13 protein-coding genes and 3 pseudogenes are annotated in these 17,991 nt (G+C 64.6%); 5 read left to right on the forward strand and 11 right to left on the reverse strand.

Annotation, left to right across the window (positions count from 1 at the left end):
• The first annotated feature begins 26 nt into the window (after positions 1-26).
• A protein-coding gene (locus LK459_RS17630) for an IS3 family transposase (RefSeq protein WP_085948641.1) occupies positions 27-1,192 on the forward strand; the annotation gives its coding sequence in 2 pieces (ribosomal slippage) (positions 27-311 and positions 314-1,192; 1,164 coding nt in all).
• Positions 1,193-1,511: 319 nt separating this feature from the next.
• On the opposite strand, the gene LK459_RS17635 is transcribed toward LK459_RS17630, so the two are convergent.
• The 3 genes and pseudogenes from LK459_RS17635 to LK459_RS17645 form a co-directional block, all read right to left on the reverse strand.
• A complete protein-coding gene (locus LK459_RS17635) occupies positions 1,512-2,894 on the reverse strand; it encodes an IS1380 family transposase (RefSeq protein ID WP_064868524.1) in 1,383 nt (460 codons plus the stop codon).
• 273 nt (positions 2,895-3,167) lie between these two features.
• Positions 3,168-4,544: an IS1380-like element ISGbr1 family transposase gene (locus LK459_RS17640; RefSeq protein ID WP_064862420.1), complete on the reverse strand. Its 1,377-nt coding sequence runs from the start codon at positions 4,542-4,544 to the stop codon at positions 3,168-3,170.
• Positions 4,545-4,818: 274 nt separating this feature from the next.
• Positions 4,819-5,259 (reverse strand): annotated as a pseudogene (locus tag LK459_RS17645) (transposase); the annotation flags it as partial.
• Positions 5,260-5,329: 70 nt separating this feature from the next.
• Between LK459_RS17645 and LK459_RS17650 the strand changes: the two are divergent.
• Positions 5,330-6,495 (forward strand): IS3 family transposase gene (locus LK459_RS17650; RefSeq protein ID WP_085948641.1). Its coding sequence is split into 2 segments (ribosomal slippage): positions 5,330-5,614 and positions 5,617-6,495, totalling 1,164 coding nucleotides; the frame shifts between segments, so codons are not numbered across the junction.
• A gap of 32 nt (positions 6,496-6,527) precedes the next feature.
• On the opposite strand, the pseudogene LK459_RS17655 reads toward LK459_RS17650, so the two are convergent.
• Both LK459_RS17655 and LK459_RS23360 read right to left on the reverse strand, forming a co-directional pair.
• A pseudogene (locus tag LK459_RS17655) lies at positions 6,528-7,466 on the reverse strand (IS1380-like element ISGbr1 family transposase); the annotation flags it as partial.
• A gap of 420 nt (positions 7,467-7,886) precedes the next feature.
• Complete coding sequence (locus tag LK459_RS23360; protein WP_227919836.1) at positions 7,887-8,330, reverse strand: HNH endonuclease signature motif containing protein; 444 nt, start codon at positions 8,328-8,330, stop codon at positions 7,887-7,889.
• A gap of 7 nt (positions 8,331-8,337) precedes the next feature.
• Here LK459_RS23360 and LK459_RS17665 point away from each other — a divergent pair, with 7 nt between their 5' ends.
• Entirely contained in the window at positions 8,338-9,714 is a 1,377-nt protein-coding gene (locus LK459_RS17665; protein WP_064862420.1) for an IS1380-like element ISGbr1 family transposase, read from the forward strand.
• Positions 9,715-9,827: 113 nt separating this feature from the next.
• On the opposite strand, the gene LK459_RS17670 is transcribed toward LK459_RS17665, so the two are convergent.
• Both LK459_RS17670 and LK459_RS17675 read right to left on the reverse strand, forming a co-directional pair.
• Positions 9,828-11,489 carry a recombinase family protein gene (locus LK459_RS17670; RefSeq protein ID WP_227919838.1) on the reverse strand — a complete coding sequence of 554 codons (1,662 nt, stop codon included), beginning with the start codon at positions 11,487-11,489 and terminating at the stop codon, positions 9,828-9,830.
• Positions 11,490-11,508: 19 nt separating this feature from the next.
• Positions 11,509-11,604, reverse strand: a pseudogene (locus tag LK459_RS17675) (HhH-GPD-type base excision DNA repair protein); the annotation flags it as partial.
• A gap of 32 nt (positions 11,605-11,636) precedes the next feature.
• Here LK459_RS17675 and LK459_RS17680 point away from each other — a divergent pair.
• Together LK459_RS17680 and LK459_RS17685 are read left to right on the forward strand one after the other, a co-directional pair.
• Positions 11,637-12,152: a hypothetical protein gene (locus LK459_RS17680; RefSeq protein WP_227919839.1), complete on the forward strand. Its 516-nt coding sequence runs from the start codon at positions 11,637-11,639 to the stop codon at positions 12,150-12,152.
• Between the two features lie 255 nt (positions 12,153-12,407).
• Positions 12,408-13,928 (forward strand): sugar porter family MFS transporter, encoded by a 1,521-nt coding sequence (locus tag LK459_RS17685; RefSeq protein WP_007238838.1) that lies wholly within the window; start codon positions 12,408-12,410, stop codon positions 13,926-13,928.
• Here the strand turns inward: LK459_RS17685 and LK459_RS17690 are convergent.
• The 4 genes from LK459_RS17690 to LK459_RS17705 form a co-directional block, all read right to left on the reverse strand.
• Positions 13,920-14,666, reverse strand: coding sequence for a lysoplasmalogenase family protein (locus tag LK459_RS17690; RefSeq protein WP_227919841.1), 747 nt, complete (start codon positions 14,664-14,666; stop codon positions 13,920-13,922). The genes LK459_RS17685 and LK459_RS17690 overlap by 9 nt on opposite strands.
• Complete coding sequence (locus tag LK459_RS17695; RefSeq protein ID WP_227919842.1) at positions 14,663-15,805, reverse strand: alpha/beta hydrolase family protein; 1,143 nt, start codon at positions 15,803-15,805, stop codon at positions 14,663-14,665. The genes LK459_RS17690 and LK459_RS17695 overlap by 4 nt, the downstream gene beginning before the upstream one ends.
• A gap of 74 nt (positions 15,806-15,879) precedes the next feature.
• Positions 15,880-16,923, reverse strand: coding sequence for a hypothetical protein (locus LK459_RS17700; protein WP_227919843.1), 1,044 nt, complete (start codon positions 16,921-16,923; stop codon positions 15,880-15,882).
• Between the two features lie 173 nt (positions 16,924-17,096).
• Positions 17,097-17,897: an Rv1157c family protein gene (locus LK459_RS17705; RefSeq protein ID WP_007238842.1), complete on the reverse strand. Its 801-nt coding sequence runs from the start codon at positions 17,895-17,897 to the stop codon at positions 17,097-17,099.
• Between the last annotated feature and the right edge of the window lie 94 nt (positions 17,898-17,991).

A 17,991-nucleotide genomic window follows, 5' to 3' on the forward strand; every position in this document is an offset into this window, starting at 1 on the left:
CCGGGCGGCCTGGAAGGATGCCAGCTGTGCCCAAGCCCTATCCCCAGGAGTTCCGCGACGACGTTGTCCGCGTCGCCCAGAACCGTGAAGACGGTGTGACTCTCGAACAGATCGCTGCCGACTTCGGTATCCACCCGATGACCCTGAACAAGTGGATCCGCAAGGCCGACGTGGAGGCCGGGATCAAGCCCGGCACCACGTCGGCCGAATCGCGTGAGCTGCGCGAGGCCAAGCGGCGTGTGCGCCTGCTTGAACAGGAGAACGAGGTCTTACGCCGGGCGGCGGCGTACCTGTCCCAAGCGAATCTGCCGGGAAAAGGTGGTACCCGCTCGTGAGTGAGCTGGCCGCTGACGGCATCCCCGTCACGGTGGCGTGTCGGGTACTCAAGATCGCTCGCCAGCCCTACTACCGGTGGCGCAAGAACCCGATCACCGACGCCGAGCTCGCCGAGGCGTACCGGGCCAACGCCCTGTTCGACGCCCACCGCGAAGACCCGGAGTTCGGCTACCGCTACCTCGCCGACGAGGCCGAAGCCGCAGGCGAGAAGATGTGCCGGCGGACGGCGTGGCGGATCTGCTCCGCCGGCGGCTGGACCAGCACCATCAGCAAGAGAGGCCGCGGCAAGCACCGCAAGGCCGGCCCGCCTGTACACGACGATCTCGTCAAGAGAGACTTCACCGCGCCCGGCCCCAACGAGCTGTGGCTGACCGACATCACCGAGCACTGGACGGCCGAGGGCAAGCTGTACCTGTGCGCGATCAAGGACGTCTACTCGGGCCGGATCGTCGGGTACTCGATCGACTCGAGAATGAAGTCCCGCCTGGCCGTGGCCGCCCTGAACAGCGCTGTCGCCAGGCGAGGGGACGTGGCCGGCTGCGTTCTGCACAGCGATAGAGGGTCTCAATTTCGTTCGAAGAAGATGCAGAAGGCCATCACCCGGCACGGCATGCTCGGGTCGATGGGCAGGGTCGGTGCGTGTGGTGACAACGCGGCGATGGAGAGCTTCTTCTCGCTGCTACAGAACAACGTCCTCGACCGTCGATCCTGGGCCACCAGAGACGAGCTCCGGGCCGCCATCGTGCACTGGATCGAACGGACCTACCACCGCCGCAGACGACAGGACCGCCTCGGCAGATTGACCCCCATTGAATTCGAGACCATCATCAACCACGAGGCCCCTCAGGCCGCGTGACTAACCCTGTCACCTATCCGTGCACCAGGCCCCCCATACTCAAACAGAAGCCATGCCGAGACTGGCTAGAAGCCAACTGCGACCCCTCCGACACCGTTGTGTACGTGGGCATCGACTGGACCGAAACCCACCGAGTTGCTGCAATCGAGCGGAACTATCTGCCCTACGTCGCTAAACCTCGATCCACCGATCGGCTTTTGCGGTGTGGTGAAAAGTGTTGAGCACGTTCGGCCTGGGTGGCGGGCATGAGTCAGTTGCCGATCTCTGATGTCGGCTTGTTTCACCGGGTTTCGGGATCGAGGCTGTTGGGCCGGGGTGGTTAGGGCCAGGTTGGCGGTCTTCGGTGAATAGTGTTGTCGAACAACAGGTTCCATTCGGTTTCCCACGGCCATCGGGCGGGTAGGTGCATGGTGATGCGCCGGGCTGAGGACGCGATACGCGCCGGAATGCAGATCAGGGTGCGGCGGACCGTGGATGTGGTGGCTTTGGCCAGACGCCCGCCGCTGAGGCTGGCGGCAGCACGAGTCAGGTTGAACGCGATGACCGCACACACCAGCCAGGCGGCGTTCGCGCAGAACTTTCCCGACGGCAGATGCGCGAGCGCGGAGGCTTTGAGATCGGCGTGAACTTGTTCGATGACCGCGTGGGCGCGGTGGGTCTTGTCGGCGGTGACGGTGTCGAGGTCGCTGGTGGTGAAGAAGGCGTGGAATCGCCACACATCGAACAGGCCGTCGCCCTCGGGTCGGAAGTCGGGGATACGGCGCACCACCAGCCGCCCGGGAACCTGCAGCGCTTTGGCTTTGGAGGTGAACGCGGTGAACGCTATCTCGGCGACCTCGGCACGTGAGATCCACAGTCCGGTGTCCGCGTCGAGAATCGCGTCGGTGTACTCGATCTTTGTCCACGCATCGGCTGCGATCTCGCTGATCGCCGCACGTATCCGCAAGTCTTGGCGCACGGTGACCGATACCTGGGCGCCGGCACCGATCGCAGCACTGACGGCGCGGTGACCGTAGAACGCTGAATCCGCCCGCACCAGCACCGGCCCCGACGCGTCAGTCGACCGCAGACGCCGCACGCTAGCCAGTGTGTCGGCGATCAACCGATGGGCTCCGCGGGCGGAATTGCATGCTCCTTTGCGTAGTCGTTGAGCAGCGATCACCGGTGCACCGTGGGCGGTGCTGATGGTGGTGATCGCCGAGTTGAGCCCCCGTACCCGGGTGTAGCCGAACCCAGCGCCCTGTTTGGCCGGGCCGTGGACCTCGATGATCGAGTCGTCGATGTCGACCATCACCGGCCCGTCGATCCCGGCCAGTACCGGGGTGTGGGTGTGCAGGCCAGCGAGCGTGCGGGCGGCGATCGCATCCAATTGCCGGACATGCCCGAACCGGAACTCGCGCAGAAACGACCCCAACGTCGACGGGGCATACGGATGGTCGAACACCTTCCCCATCGCACCGTGCCGCAGTACGGCCATGTCATCGATGCTGTCGGCACCGGCCACCATGCCCGCGACCAGCGAGAACACCTTCCGATCCGGATTGGCGCCCTTGTCGGTCGGCACCGTCAGATGCTCGAGAGCCAACCCCGACAGGCCCGCTTGCTCGGCCAACGTCATCACCGGCACCAACCCCGCCGCGCCGAGGAGATTCGGATCATCACAGGATGCAGACCGGACCGGATGACTGTGAGACAATCGCATCTACGAGATGCCCTTCTGCGTGCACGGATGGAAACCTAGACAATTCCCATTCTGTCACTCAGACAGGGCATTTCGTCTATCCCTCACCGCCCAAACGAATACGAATCGGTGGATCGAGGCTAAACCTCGATCCACCGATCGGCTTTTTGATGTCTCGTGAAATGTGTTGTGTATGTTCGGGGTGGCGGTGGGCGTGGGTGAGTCGCCGATCTCTGGTGTCGGCGTGTTTCACTGGGTTTCGTGTCGGGGCCGGTTCTGGCCGATGGTTAGGGGTCAGGCTGAGTGTTGTCGTTTGATCGTGTTGTTGAACAACAGGTTCCACTCGCGTTCCCACGGCCATCGGGCGGGTAGATGCATCGTGATGCGCCGCGCTGAGGACGCGATTCGAGCGGGTATGCAGATCAGGGTGCGTCGGATGGTGGAGGTAGTCGCCTTCGCCAGACGCTGTCCACCGAGACAGGCTGCGGCGCGGGTCAGGTTGAACGCGATGACCGCACACACCAGCCATGCGGCGTTCGCGCAGAACTTTCCCGAGGGCAGATGCGCCAATGCGGAGGCTTTGAGGTCGGCGTGGACTTGCTCGATGATCGCATGACCGCGGTGAGTCTTGTCGGCGGTCACGGTGTCCAGGTCGCTGGTGGTGAAGAACGCATGAAACCGCCACACGTCGAACAAGCCGTCTCCCTCGGCTGCGAAGTCAGGGATACGGCGCACCACCAGCCGTCCGGATACCTGCAGGCGCTTGGCTTTGGAGGTGAACGCGGTGAACGGTACTTCGGCGACCTCGGCCCGCGAGACCCACTGGCCGCTGTCTTCGTCGAAGACGGCGTCGGTGTACTCGATCGGCGTCCATGCATCTGCCGGTACCTCGCTGATCGCTGCTCGGACGTGGGAATCCTGACGCACGGTGACCGACACCTGCGCACCGGCCCGGAGCGCGGTGGTGATCGCGCGATGGCCGTAGAACGCTGAATCCGCTCGCAGCAGTATCGGTCCCGACGCATCGGACGACCGTAGCCGCCGCACGGTGGCCAGGGTGTCGGCGATCAACCGATGCGCCCCGCGCGCGGAGTTACACGCCCCTTTGCGCAGGCGTTGAGCGGCGATCACCGGCGCACCGTCACCACAGGTGAGGGTGGTGATCGCCGAGTTCAGCCCACGCACTCGGGTGTAGCCGAATCCGACGCCCTGCTTGGCCGGGCCGTGGACCTCGATGATCGAGTCGTCGATATCGATCATCACCGGCCCGTCGATCCCCGCCAGCACCGGAGTATGGCGAGCCAGTCCCGCCAACAGCCGGGTGGCGATCGCATCGGCTTGGCGGACATGCCCGAACCGGAACTCGCGAAGAAACGATCCCAACGTCGACGGGGCGTAAGGATGGTCGAACACCTTGCCCATCGCGCCGTGTCGCAACACGGCCATGTCGTCGATGCTGTCGGCGCCCGCCACCATCCCCGCCACCAGGGAAAACATTTTCCGATCCGGATGGGCGCCCTTGTCGGTGGGCACGCTCAGATGCTCGCGGGCCAACTCCGACAGGCTGGCGCGTTCGGCCAGCGCCATCACCGGCACCACCCCCGCAGCGGCGAGGAGATTCGGATCGTCACAGGATGCAGACCGGACCGGGTGAGTGTGAGACAATCGCATCTACGACATGCCCTCCTGTGTGTGTGGATGGAACCCTAGAGAAGTCCCATTCTGTCACTCAGACAGGGCATTTCGTTTATCCCTCACCGACCGATCACAAGCAAATCGGTGGATCGAGGCTTAAGCCTCGATCCACCGATCGGCTTTTTGATGTCTCGTGAAATGTGTTGTGTATGTTCGGGGTGGCGGTGGGCGTGGGTGAGTCGCCGATCTCTGGTGTCGGCGTGTTTCACTGGGTTTCGTGTCGGGGCCGGTTCTGGCCGATGGTTAGGGGTCAGGCTGAGTGTTGTCGTTTGATCGTGTTGTTGAACAACAGGTTCCACTCGCGTTCCCACGGCCATCGGGCGGGTAGATGCATCGTGATGCGCCGCGCTGAGGACGCGATTCGAGCGGGTATGCAGATCAGGGTGCGTCGGATGGTGGAGGTAGTCGCCTTCGCCAGACGCTGTCCACCGAGACAGGCTGCGGCGCGGGTCAGGTTGAACGCGATGACCGCACACACCAGCCATGCGGCGTTCGCGCAGAACTTTCCCGAGGGCAGATGCGCCAATGCGGAGGCTTTGAGGTCGGCGTGGACTTGCTCGATGATCGCATGACCGCGGTGAGTCTTGTCGGCGGTCACGGTGTCCAGGTCGCTGGTGGTGAAGAACGCATGAAACCGCCACACGTCGAACAAGCCGTCTCCCTCGGCTGCGAAGTCAGGGATACGGCGCACGGGGCTGGTGCACGAGTAGGTGACATCTGATCTGGCTTGCCCTGCCGGGCGGCCTGGAAGGATGCCAGCTGTGCCCAAGCCCTATCCCCAGGAGTTCCGCGACGACGTTGTCCGCGTCGCCCAGAACCGTGAAGACGGTGTGACTCTCGAACAGATCGCTGCCGACTTCGGTATCCACCCGATGACCCTGAACAAGTGGATCCGCAAGGCCGACGTGGAGGCCGGGATCAAGCCCGGCACCACGTCGGCCGAATCGCGTGAGCTGCGCGAGGCCAAGCGGCGTGTGCGCCTGCTTGAACAGGAGAACGAGGTCTTACGCCGGGCGGCGGCGTACCTGTCCCAAGCGAATCTGCCGGGAAAAGGTGGTACCCGCTCGTGAGTGAGCTGGCCGCTGACGGCATCCCCGTCACGGTGGCGTGTCGGGTACTCAAGATCGCTCGCCAGCCCTACTACCGGTGGCGCAAGAACCCGATCACCGACGCCGAGCTCGCCGAGGCGTACCGGGCCAACGCCCTGTTCGACGCCCACCGCGAAGACCCGGAGTTCGGCTACCGCTACCTCGCCGACGAGGCCGAAGCCGCAGGCGAGAAGATGTGCCGGCGGACGGCGTGGCGGATCTGCTCCGCCGGCGGCTGGACCAGCACCATCAGCAAGAGAGGCCGCGGCAAGCACCGCAAGGCCGGCCCGCCTGTACACGACGATCTCGTCAAGAGAGACTTCACCGCGCCCGGCCCCAACGAGCTGTGGCTGACCGACATCACCGAGCACTGGACGGCCGAGGGCAAGCTGTACCTGTGCGCGATCAAGGACGTCTACTCGGGCCGGATCGTCGGGTACTCGATCGACTCGAGAATGAAGTCCCGCCTGGCCGTGGCCGCCCTGAACAGCGCTGTCGCCAGGCGAGGGGACGTGGCCGGCTGCGTTCTGCACAGCGATAGAGGGTCTCAATTTCGTTCGAAGAAGATGCAGAAGGCCATCACCCGGCACGGCATGCTCGGGTCGATGGGCAGGGTCGGTGCGTGTGGTGACAACGCGGCGATGGAGAGCTTCTTCTCGCTGCTACAGAACAACGTCCTCGACCGTCGATCCTGGGCCACCAGAGACGAGCTCCGGGCCGCCATCGTGCACTGGATCGAACGGACCTACCACCGCCGCAGACGACAGGACCGCCTCGGCAGATTGACCCCCATTGAATTCGAGACCATCATCAACCACGAGGCCCCTCAGGCCGCGTGACTAACCCTGTCACCTATCCGTGCACCAGGCCCCACCACCAGCCGTCCGGATACCTGCAGGCGCTTGGCTTTGGAGGTGAACGCGGTGAACGGTACTTCGGCGACCTCGGCCCGCGAGACCCACTGGCCGCTGTCTTCGTCGAAGACGGCGTCGGTGTACTCGATCGGCGTCCATGCATCTGCCGGTACCTCGCTGATCGCTGCTCGGACGTGGGAATCCTGACGCACGGTGACCGACACCTGCGCACCGGCCCGGAGCGCGGTGGTGATCGCGCGATGGCCGTAGAACGCTGAATCCGCTCGCAGCAGTATCGGTCCCGACGCATCGGACGACCGTAGCCGCCGCACGGTGGCCAGGGTGTCGGCGATCAACCGATGCGCCCCGCGCGCGGAGTTACACGCCCCTTTGCGCAGGCGTTGAGCGGCGATCACCGGCGCACCGTCACCACAGGTGAGGGTGGTGATCGCCGAGTTCAGCCCACGCACTCGGGTGTAGCCGAATCCGACGCCCTGCTTGGCCGGGCCGTGGACCTCGATGATCGAGTCGTCGATATCGATCATCACCGGCCCGTCGATCCCCGCCAGCACCGGAGTATGGCGAGCCAGTCCCGCCAACAGCCGGGTGGCGATCGCATCGGCTTGGCGGACATGCCCGAACCGGAACTCGCGAAGAAACGATCCCAACGTCGACGGGGCGTAAGGATGGTCGAACACCTTGCCCATCGCGCCGTGTCGCAACACGGCCATGTCGTCGATGCTGTCGGCGCCCGCCACCATCCCCGCCACCAGGGAAAACATTTTCCGATCCGGATGGGCGCCCTTGTCGGTGGGCACGCTCAGATGCTCGCGGGCCAACTCCGACAGGCTGGCGCGTTCGGCCAGCGCCATCACCGGCACCACCCCCGCAGCGGCGAGGAGATTCGGATCGTCACAGGATGCAGACCGGACCGGGTGAGTGTGAGACAATCGCATCTACGACATGCCCTCCTGTGTGTGTGGATGGAACCCTAGAGAAGTCCCATTCTGTCACTCAGACAGGGCATTTCGTTTATCCCTCACCGACCGATCACAAGCAAATCGGTGGATCGAGGCTAAAGCACCTTTGACCGAAGCGCCGTTCCTGGACAAGCAATCGATGATCGAATGGGCACACGATGAAGGACTCGCACCTCCGCGGCTGTACGCGATGGGATTCCCACACAACAACTGCGGAGGCGGATGTGTGCGAGCAGGCCAAGGCCAGTTCAAGATGCTGTTAGAGCAGAATCCCGAACGTTTCGCGGAATGGGAACGGCGAGAAACTGAGATACGTGACTACCTCGGCAAAGACGTCGCAATCCTGCGAGATCGCCGAGGAGGGGTAACAACGCCACTACCGCTTACAGTGTTACGTCAGAGAGCAGAAGCAGAACCTGACACCGTCGACGCATATGACATCGGTGGTTGCGGGTGCTTCGTCGAGGACGCCGAACTTGTGTCGGCGTGATCCACCACCGAGTTGTCGACCGTTCCTAATCCGTAGGCTGCCAGCAGAGCGTCCCGGCTCGGCGTCTGGCTAATGTCGCGCCCGTGAAACTCGTGATACGTCGGATAGCCGACGAGGTCGGCAGTTACCTCCACTTTGCGGGTGTCAGGGTTGATTGCGAGCAAGCCAGTGTCAAATAGCAGATGGATGTCTGCCCGCAACAACAATCCCGAGTCGACGTCATGCTCCTCGTGCTTAGCCTCGATCCACCGATTTGCTTGTGATCGGTCGGTGAGGGATAAACGAAATGCCCTGTCTGAGTGACAGAATGGGACTTCTCTAGGGTTCCATCCACACACACAGGAGGGCATGTCGTAGATGCGATTGTCTCACACTCACCCGGTCCGGTCTGCATCCTGTGACGATCCGAATCTCCTCGCCGCTGCGGGGGTGGTGCCGGTGATGGCGCTGGCCGAACGCGCCAGCCTGTCGGAGTTGGCCCGCGAGCATCTGAGCGTGCCCACCGACAAGGGCGCCCATCCGGATCGGAAAATGTTTTCCCTGGTGGCGGGGATGGTGGCGGGCGCCGACAGCATCGACGACATGGCCGTGTTGCGACACGGCGCGATGGGCAAGGTGTTCGACCATCCTTACGCCCCGTCGACGTTGGGATCGTTTCTTCGCGAGTTCCGGTTCGGGCATGTCCGCCAAGCCGATGCGATCGCCACCCGGCTGTTGGCGGGACTGGCTCGCCATACTCCGGTGCTGGCGGGGATCGACGGGCCGGTGATGATCGATATCGACGACTCGATCATCGAGGTCCACGGCCCGGCCAAGCAGGGCGTCGGATTCGGCTACACCCGAGTGCGTGGGCTGAACTCGGCGATCACCACCCTCACCTGTGGTGACGGTGCGCCGGTGATCGCCGCTCAACGCCTGCGCAAAGGGGCGTGTAACTCCGCGCGCGGGGCGCATCGGTTGATCGCCGACACCCTGGCCACCGTGCGGCGGCTACGGTCGTCCGATGCGTCGGGACCGATACTGCTGCGAGCGGATTCAGCGTTCTACGGCCATCGCGCGATCACCACCGCGCTCCGGGCCGGTGCGCAGGTGTCGGTCACCGTGCGTCAGGATTCCCACGTCCGAGCAGCGATCAGCGAGGTACCGGCAGATGCATGGACGCCGATCGAGTACACCGACGCCGTCTTCGACGAAGACAGCGGCCAGTGGGTCTCGCGGGCCGAGGTCGCCGAAGTACCGTTCACCGCGTTCACCTCCAAAGCCAAGCGCCTGCAGGTATCCGGACGGCTGGTGGTGCGCCGTATCCCTGACTTCGCAGCCGAGGGAGACGGCTTGTTCGACGTGTGGCGGTTTCATGCGTTCTTCACCACCAGCGACCTGGACACCGTGACCGCCGACAAGACTCACCGCGGTCATGCGATCATCGAGCAAGTCCACGCCGACCTCAAAGCCTCCGCATTGGCGCATCTGCCCTCGGGAAAGTTCTGCGCGAACGCCGCATGGCTGGTGTGTGCGGTCATCGCGTTCAACCTGACCCGCGCCGCAGCCTGTCTCGGTGGACAGCGTCTGGCGAAGGCGACTACCTCCACCATCCGACGCACCCTGATCTGCATACCCGCTCGAATCGCGTCCTCAGCGCGGCGCATCACGATGCATCTACCCGCCCGATGGCCGTGGGAACGCGAGTGGAACCTGTTGTTCAACAACACGATCAAACGACAACACTCAGCCTGACCCCTAACCATCGGCCAGAACCGGCCCCGACACGAAACCCAGTGAAACACGCCGACACCAGAGATCGGCGACTCACCCACGCCCACCGCCACCCCGAACATACACAACACATTTCACGAGACATCAAAAAGCCGATCGGTGGATCGAGGCTTAGGCACGTCGCCGGTCTCGCCCGGTGCAAGTATCGCTGTCTGTCGTACGCCCCCCGCAGCATCGGCAGGGTAGAGCACGAACTTGGCACCGTGATCGATCAGGAGCTGCCGCCGATCGGCAGTTGCCCAGACCTCGCGGTAAGTCTGCTCGGTCTCTTCGGTGACCCAGCCCGACGCCCGTGACGGCGTCGCCGCGAGCTGGTCGCGCTTGGCAACCTGCGTCTGCATCCGCACCAGCCACTGAGCCTCATCGCCGGGTGTCGTGAGCAGACCAGCATCGGACTCCATCCGGAGTCGCTCGATGGTTGCGTTCACCTGCTCCAGTTCTGCGGAGTGGTCCTCACCCTGGACGAATACGCGCCGGGTCACCTTGGCGTCGCCCCAGCGGTCGAGGAACATCTGTTCCATAGTCGCGTCTGCCTGGTCAGCGTTGACCACAGTTCCGTTGCAGTTCAACGGAGTACGCCCACACCGGTAGTAGCGATGTTCGTTGACCTTTCCTGACTTAGTCGTGTTCCGTGACTTCTGCTGCGCGAGCGAAGCGCCGCACGGAGACCCCTCGCCACATGCGGCGCAGCCTTGGCATCCGCAGACACCGACCCCCAACATCGGGTTGGTGGTCTTACTCGGCGTCCGCTGGCCGATCTTCCGCTGTTGAGCCGCGTCCTGGATCTGCTTCCACGTCGCAATATCAAACGTCGGGGGAGCGAGCCGGATGGGTTCGCCTTCGGCGTCGAGTACGACCCGCGCGTGCTTTCCGCGACCGGTCATCTTGAACCCCTGAGTACGAGGAGAGGTCAGCGCATCGATCACCGTGTTCACCGTCCACGGTCGTCCCTTCGCCGCATTACCCTTGGCAACCCTCGACCGGTCCATATTCGTGAGCGCGGCACCGTCGCGACACTCGCACCAGGCGACGTGCTTACGTCCACACCTGGGATCTGTGTGAGCCTCGTTCAGCCATGCGGCGATACGGATGAACGACCAGCCGTCGAGCAGTCTGGTGGCCATCGACTGGATCAGTGCCTTACCGATCTCGTCGGTGTCGAGGCCTTTGCCCTTGCCAGTCGGGTGATCGACCACCTTGAACCCAAGCGGAGGGACGCCTGACGCCCACCGATCCATCTGCCGCAGCGCCCGGTGCGAATCCTGGGCTCGGGTCTTGAACCGATTGAGTTCGAGCTGGGCGAAGAACGAACCCAGGTATACGAACAACTCAGCCATCATCTCGTCTATACCCTTGACGGCCCCCGGGATCTTGGGCCGATAGTCGAGGGTCAGTCCGTCGTCTGCGAATGCAACGACCTTGTGGCGCTCCTCGGCCCACTGTGCGAAGTCGACGCAGTGGCGGGTGGATCGGAAGGCGCGGTCCATCTTCGACCAGACGATCACGTCCCACTTGGTTGCACCCTCGTCGGTCAGCCACGGCCCCAGATCGGGCCGGTCCTCCGGCTTCTTCTCCGCTGAGACGCCGAGATCCTCGAACGATCCGACGATCTCGTACCCCTTGGCCTCTGCCCACTTGGTTGCCGTTTCGAGCTGGGCTAGGTGGGAGACCTTCTGCGGACCTTGGACGACGGACACACGCGCGCCGACGAGCGCGCGGAGAACTGGCTTAGGCATATTGCAATCGTATCTACACCTGCTGATCAAGCAACATCCCGGTGAGCAGCGCAAAGGGATCGGTCGACAACAGTTCATCCGCGGCGGGATCCTGGGCGATCTGCAGTTTTGCCATGGCCTCATCCTAGGGACTCCTACACTGACGCCATGCACAGATGGGGACGGGCCGCAGGGGTGCGGCGGACGGTCGCGGTGATGGCAGCCGCGGTGGTGGCGATGACCGGACTCACGACGGCCGGTGTCGGCAGGGCGCACGCGATTCCCGAGTACAGCGATCCGAACTTCGTGACCTCATTGCGGTGCGGCAGTGCCAACCCGTGGCCGCTCGGCCCGCTCGACATCCACGTCGACGTCTTCAACGACATCCGTTTTCCGTCCGACGGACTACCGGGGCCCGCGATCGAGCTGATCGGGACCGACCGGGCGCGCGCGGGACTCGTCGACTACTCGATGGAGGTCACGGTCTCATGGCGCAACCTGGCCACGGGGCGCAGCGGCGTGGTCAGCGCGCCGAGTCGTGCGAGACACATCTCCTGGCAGATCGTTCTCCACCCCGGCCCCGGCCGGGTGTCGTTCGTGATCCACCAGAAGATAGGGGCCATCGCATTCGTGCCCATGGTCAACCCGCAATTGTCGTCCTGCAGAGGAACTGCGAACGCCTAGCGTCGTTCTGAACGAGGAAACCGGGTCCGGGCGTGCTGCCGACCTACCGGACTCTGGTCTCGCGTCGCGGATCCGATGCCCGAAGCATCACGATCTGAACTCGATGTCGTCGCGCCGTCACGGTTTCGCCCGTACTGACATTCAAAGTGCCTTCACGCTGAACAACATTGGGTAACGTGACAATCACGTCCGGGGCCGCGGCGCACCTGAGAGCCGAGTGTCCCCCAAAGCCGAGTATCGAGGCGAGGTCAGGAAATGTCGCAAGCACGTTCTGCCCCTTCATCCGAGCAACACACAGCCAGAGTCATCGGCGTCAGCGTCGCTGCGGCCGTCGGTGGCTTTCTCTTCGGTTTCGACAGTTCGGTCGTCAACGGCGCCGTCGACTCCATTCAGCAGACCTTCGGGCTCGGCGACCTGTTCAAGGGCTTCGCGGTCGCCATCGCACTGCTCGGTTGTGTCGTGGGTGCATGGTTCGCCGGTCGGCTCGCCGACATCTGGGGTCGTAAACGCGTCATGGTTCTCGGCGCGGTCATGTTCGCCGCGTCAGCCGTCGGCACCGCCTACACCCAGACGGTGTGGGATCTGCTCATCTGGCGCGTGATCGGCGGTCTCGGCATCGGTATCGCGTCGGTCATCGCGCCCGCCTATATCGCCGAGATCGCGCCCGCCCGGTACCGCGGTGCGCTCGCGTCGATGCAACAGCTCGCCATCACTCTCGGTATCTTCGCCGCGTTGCTGTCCGACAAGCTCTTCCAGCAGGCCGCCCCCGGCGGTGAACCGATGAACACGCTGTGGTGGGGTCTGGAAGCCTGGCGGTGGATGTTCCTCGTCGGCGTCGTCCCGGCAGTCGTGTACGGCGTTCTCGCGCTGTTGATCCCGGAGTCGCCGAGATACCTGGTCGGACACAATCGTGACAAGGAAGCCGCCCGCATCCTCGAGGAGGTCACGGGCGAAGAGCATCCACTCGCTCGTGTCAAAGAGATCAAACTGACGGTCAAGCGTGAGTCGTCGGCCAAGCTGTCAGACCTGCGCGGCCCGTCGTTCGGTTTGCATCCCCTTGTCTGGGTGGGTATCTGGCTGGCCATCTTCCAGCAGTTCGTGGGTATCAACGCCATCTTCTACTACTCGACGAGTCTGTGGACATCCGTCGGTTTCAGTACCGACTCCGCATTCACGACCTCGGTCATCACGTCGGCGATCAACGTTGTCATGACGTTCGTGGCGATCCTCTTCGTCGATCGCATCGGTCGGCGTGTGTTGTTGCTGTGGGGTTCGGTCGGCATGTTCATCGGCCTCGTCATGGCGTGCGTGGCGTTCACCCAGTCGCACTACAAGGAGACCGGCTCCGTCGGCGACACACAGTGCACCCCGGGGAACACCAACTCCGACTGTCTGACACTCAACGGGCACTGGGGTGTCGTCGCGCTGATCGGTGCCAATCTGTTCGTGATCGCGTTCGCCGCCACCTGGGGTCCGGTCATGTGGGTGATGCTGAGCGAGATGTTCCCCAACAGCATCCGGGGCGTGGCACTCGGCGTGTGTACGGCGTTCAACTGGCTCGCCAACTTCACCATCTCGATGCTCTTCCCCGAGGCGAGTGCATCGCTCGGACTCGGCTGGGTGTACGGGTTCTTCGCGTTCTGTGCCGCGGCGTCGTTCTTCTTCGTCAAGGCGAAGGTCCGCGAGACCAAGGGCCTCGAGCTCGAGGACATGGATGCCGTTGCCGCCGAGGACCTATCGCGCTTCGAGGCCACGCGGCGTGCGAAATCAAGCTGAGCGCGCGACCCGCGGGGATGTCGATGGCCCCGGTGCGGTCCCCGGTGCGGTCGTCAGTAGGTACTGGGCCGTGAAATAGCTTGCGAGCACCCAGGCCTCGCTGACCCGACGTGCCGTCGCCCCGCGGATGAGGTGTCGACGATTCAGGATCGTGAAATCCGATGCGAGGAACAGCAACCCGCCGACACGGGTCGACGGCTGTGGGGTATCGAGGTTGTCGGCGAGTGTCGACATCATCGCCAACGTCGTGCCGTACGGCATGAGAACGGTGAGTGGCCGCGGTCGATGTGTCGCGAGAACCGCTGCCGCTTCACTGAGCGCGGCTATCCGCGGTGCGAATGCGCGCAGGCTGGGACGCGCACCTCGGCGGAACAACAGGCCACAGTAACCGAGTTGCCCCGCGGCGAAGAGCGCCGCTCCGGTAGCGAGTCGACGGTCCTTGGCCGTCCATTGCGCCGCGGTGTCTGCAGGACTGAACTCTTCGAGGAGCATTGCGCGGTCGCCTGCGGCCGAGAACACGATAGCGCCCGCGAGCAGGGCATCGTCGATTCCCGGTCTGGCGAGGCGTCGACGTGCCCGCCATGCCGCTCGTCCGGCGAGTAGGGCGAGCGGAACCGGCTTGGTGACGGCCGCTGCGCGGTGCGAGCCGAATGCGCCGGCGATCGTCGCCGCGGCCGACGCAACCGAGTATGCGATCGCGAATCCGGTCTCTCCCGAGACCTGTGGCCGAGTCGTCAACGCATCACGGTCGCAACGAATGCCCGGATGTCGTTGTCCGCCATGCGGTTGGCACTGTCCTCCGACAACGTCAGGTAGGGGCGTGGCGAGACCTGTCGATCGGCGGATCGTGCGTCGTTGATGTATTTGAACGTCAGCGGCACGATGACGGACGGATCGACGAGTCCCTGCGTCATCATCACGGGCCGGGTGAAGCCGCGGACGGGCAGCACCGACGCCGCCTCGAGGACACCGGCGAGCTCGCGATTACCCGAGAGTGGTTTGGAGAACAGCGATCCCAGTGACAAGCCGTCCACTTCGCGCGTGAGGTCGGCGACGCACAGATCCGCCGCACGGTTGAGCCAGGTGCGGCCGCTCTCGGTGAGGTAGTCGACGACGTCCACCGACGGCCGTGCACGACTGATCGCACTGAGCGTGTAGAGGGCGTCGGCCGTCAACCCGGCGGGTAGCGTGACGGTACCCGGGCCGAGTTTGGTCAGCAGCGACGAGAATTCTGCGGGAATCGACGACGCCGCGGCACCGCGGAAGTCGAGGGTGGGGCCCTGCAACGTGGTGGCGATGCGGGCGAGGGTCACCGCGGCGGCCGCGCCCTGGCCCTGACCGACCACCGCCCACTTGCGCGCGAGACTGTCGCCGAGCGACCGCGTGGCTCGCACAGCGTCGACGATATTCCGAGCGGTCGCGTCGGAGTCGAAATACTGTGGGGTTCCTGCAGTTCCGAGTCCTGCATAGTCCGTGGTGACCACTGCGTATCCGCGCGAGAGCCACGCACGTGCCTGGTCGAGATCGGTGACGGTAGGCCGTGCCGACGGCGCACACGCGTCGGCCAAACCGCGTGAACCATGTGCCCATGCAATGATCGGGAAGCCGCCGGCGGGGGCGGTGCCGAAGGGCGTGAGTAGGACACCACTCGATCGCTGAGGCTTGTGATCGGCGCCGGTGGTCGCATACGTGAAGACCGTGCCGTTCGCGGCGCCGGGAACGAGATCCGACGACGGAATCGTACGGCTCGAGTAGACCGCCCCTGCCGACCGGGCGGCAGTGGTGTCAGACGACGACTCCGTGGCGGCATCGGATTGCGACTGGACGGTGGGAGCGGCTGCTGCCACAGCAGGTGTGACGACACTGAGGCACACCATGGCCACACACGCGGCCGCGCGAATCGATCTGGACGAGGGATGTCTCCGTGACCTCCGGCGACGGGCTGGTCTGGTCACTTGGCGTCCACCACGCCGATCGCCGGCAGGAAGAAGCACGAGCGACCCGCGTTGTTCGATGTTCCGTAGATGGCGGCCAGGACCGTACCGCTGCCGGTCTTCACCGGTGCGAGGCGTACGCCCGACAGCAACGGCAGGAGCACCGTCGCCCGGGGATCGGCCACGGGCTTGAGATCCTCGAATCCGCCCTGCAACGTCGAGGTGTTGAACCACGCGACCTGCATGTGTCCGTCGGCGGCGCCCCCGGTGCCGCTGGTCGCCGGGACGAAAGCGAATGCCGTTTCGCCCTTGTCGACCAGATTGAGCTTCTCCGGCAGCGAGATGCCGGGGATCAGTTGCAGCAGTGGCTCGAGCGGTTTGATCGCCGTCATGGGTTCGGTCTTCGCAGGCCACGGGCCGGGCGCGGCGCCCGCGGCACCGGTCACGATCCCGAGCGGGTTGTGGTCGGTCGGCGTCGTGCACAACGGTGCGATGGCCGGTGAGAACGGTTGGATGCCAACAGCCTTCAGAACTGACGTCACGTCTGCGCCCGCGGCCGGACGTGCGGATGCTCCCGCACTCACATCGCGCGATGCCGTGCTGCCGCCGAGAGCGACCGACAGTGTGTTGAGTCTGTCCTCGATGTCGGCGGTGGAGAGTTGCCCCAGTGACGACTTCACGGCCTCGGCGGCCTTGAGGGCGAGCTGGTCGACGCCCGCGGCTTTGAGCGCCTTGACCGCCTCGGCGAGCTCATGGTCGAGCGGCACACCGCCCAGCGCCTGCGGGTCGGGGGCGAGCGTGGTCGGTGGGGTCGGGAGCGCGGGATCCGCCGAGGCGGTCGCCGGTGCCAGGACGAGTGCGGCGAGTGCTGTTGCGACCCCGGCGACACCCAGGCGGAGTCGACGGGTGGTGCGCACTCGGCGACCGGTTGCCGCGCGCTGCCCTGCTGGTCGATGGACGGTCTCTGCGTGGTGTCCGTGTGCTGCCTCGTGCGCATTCTCGTGCACCGACGTCATCATGCTTCTCCTCGACAAGACCATCAGCGCCGTGCCGGTACGCATGGTGCTGATGTGACAGATGTTTCTAGAGTTACAAGAGATCACGAGTGCGGGTGGGACTTCAAGTCGTGAGTCCGAGCTGTGATGTGCGCGCGATACCCGTGCGACCGGCCAGACGACGAAGCCGGGGGAGCATTGGCTCCCCCGGCTTCGCGGTGTCGTGACGGTGACGTGGATCAGATGATCGCGAGTCCGATCGTCGGAACGATGGTGCAGTTGAGCACCTTGCCCTTGGTCTTGGTGGTGACGTCGCCATAGATCGTCGAGATGACTCGGCCCTTACCGGTCGAGGCGATCCCGGTGAACGTGCCCGGTCCGTCGGTTGCGTTGATCAAGGGGTTGCGCTTGAGCTGGAGTTGGCCGGTACGCCCGTTGTCGATGTTGATCCAACTCACGAGCAGCTGACGAGCCTGGTTGTTGATCGCGGGTCCGGTGCCGAGGCTCGTGTAGACATACCCGGCCTGTCCGCGCTTGGGCCCTGGCGCAGGCGCCTTCTGCGGGCCCGCCGTCACGAGCGCTCTGCCCAGTGAGTTTCCACCGCCCGGCATGCAGCCGAAGCCCAGCGTCGGATAGAGGAACTGTTGGATCTTGGGGGCGTTGGGTCCCTGCGGGATCTCGGGCTCTCCCGGCTTGGCCGCTTCCATGCGGGCGACCTGCTGACGTCCGGGCTCACCGAGGAAGTCGATGATCTTCTGCCAGGTCGACGCCACCTGGGGCGGGAGCCCCGGCTGATCGGCCATGGCGCGCGCCTGCTGCAGGAGTTGAGCGTTGACCTTGCCATCTGGACCCGGTGTCGTGACCGAGCCGATGATCGCAGGTGCGAAGGCTCCGAGGGAGTCCAACGTGCGCTGGTCGACCTTCGGCGCGGGCGTCGGTGCCGCAGTGGCGATGGCCGGGGCGGCGAGCGAGGCCGCGACGGCGACCGTTGCTGCGGCCACGGCGATGCGGGCGCGGCTGGTCAGTGCTGATAGACGCACGTGTCGGTGTCCTATCGGTTGTCGGTGTGTGTCGGGCACTCGGGACACTACCCGGGTGTCACCGCCCGGAACGCCGGTCGGATGACGTGGCGTC

It is taken from the genome of Gordonia otitidis (assembly GCF_020735545.1).
In the GTDB taxonomy this organism is placed as follows: domain Bacteria; phylum Actinomycetota; class Actinomycetes; order Mycobacteriales; family Mycobacteriaceae; genus Gordonia; species Gordonia otitidis.